Below are 1258 nucleotides of genomic sequence, written 5' to 3'. Positions count from 1 at the left end.
TGGTGTGAACACACAAAACACAAAAGAACAAAGAAATCACACAAACCACAACCCACCACCAACACACGCACAAAGCACGTATCAGCAGCAAGCATATGGTTTAATGCTCGCGTCCACTATACAGTTCTCACACAACACCCCACACCAGCCCAACAACCAGAACATTAAGCACTCCGACCATCAAGCTCATGTGGGTTAAACAACCAGGGAACAATGCCCCAGACACCCAACAATGCACCACGTACTTTTTCAAAACAGACACTCAACAAGTGCCGCGCTGGCTAATAAATCATTCTGGTTAAGATGTATCTCCACCCGATTAACAATACGGTGGCAGCAAAACAATCGTTCACTCAACCACCACGCACATGAAAAAACACTCACATGCTTAAAGACACCAACTGGTGCCACAATAAAGCTCCTTAGAAAGGAGGTGATCCACCCGCACCTTCCGGTACGGGTACCTTGTTACGACTTCGTCCCAATCGCCGATCCCACCTTCGACAGCTCCCTAACAAGTTTAGGCCACTGGCTTCGGGTGTTACCAACTTTCATGACGTGACGGGCGGTGTGTACAAGGCCCGGGAACGTATTCACCGCAGCATTGCTGATCTGCGATTACTAGCGACTCCGACTTCATGGGGTCGAGTTGCAGACCCCAATCCGAACTAAGGCCGGCTTTCAGCGATTCGCTCCACCTCACAGTGTCGCTGCGCGTTGTACCGACCATTGTAGCATGTGTGAAGCCCTGGACATAAGGGGCATGATGATTTGACGTCATCCCCACCTTCCTCCGAGTTAACCCCGGCAGTCTCTCATGAGTCCCCAACCAAATGCTGGCAACATAAGACAAGGGTTGCGCTCGTTGCGGGACTTAACCCAACATCTCACGACACGAGCTGACGACAACCATGCACCACCTGTACACCAACCACAAGGGACACTACATCTCTGCAGCAATCTGGTGTATGTCAAGCCCAGGTAAGGTTCTTCGCGTTGCATCGAATTAATCCACATGCTCCGCCGCTTGTGCGGGCCCCCGTCAATTCCTTTGAGTTTTAGCCTTGCGGCCGTACTCCCCAGGCGGGGCGCTTAATGCGTTAGCTACGGCACAGAAGACGTGGAAGCCCCCTACACCTAGCGCCCACCGTTTACGGCATGGACTACCAGGGTATCTAATCCTGTTTGCTACCCATGCTTTCGCTCCTCAGCGTCAGTAACTGCCCAGAGACCTGCCTTCGCCATCGGTGTTCCTCCT

General features: G+C 52.2%; 1 rRNA gene. It reads right to left on the bottom strand.

The window, feature by feature from the left end:
• Window positions 1-426: 426 nt before the first annotated feature.
• Window positions 427-1258: ribosomal RNA gene (locus tag QP363_RS12595) — 16S ribosomal RNA — on the bottom strand; the annotation flags it as partial.

The organism is Corynebacterium sp. UMB6689, assembly GCF_030215295.1.
GTDB lineage: Bacteria > Actinomycetota > Actinomycetes > Mycobacteriales > Mycobacteriaceae > Corynebacterium > Corynebacterium aurimucosum.
The sequence above is the reverse complement of the archived record's forward strand: the minus strand, read 5'-3'. Positions and strand labels throughout refer to the sequence as shown.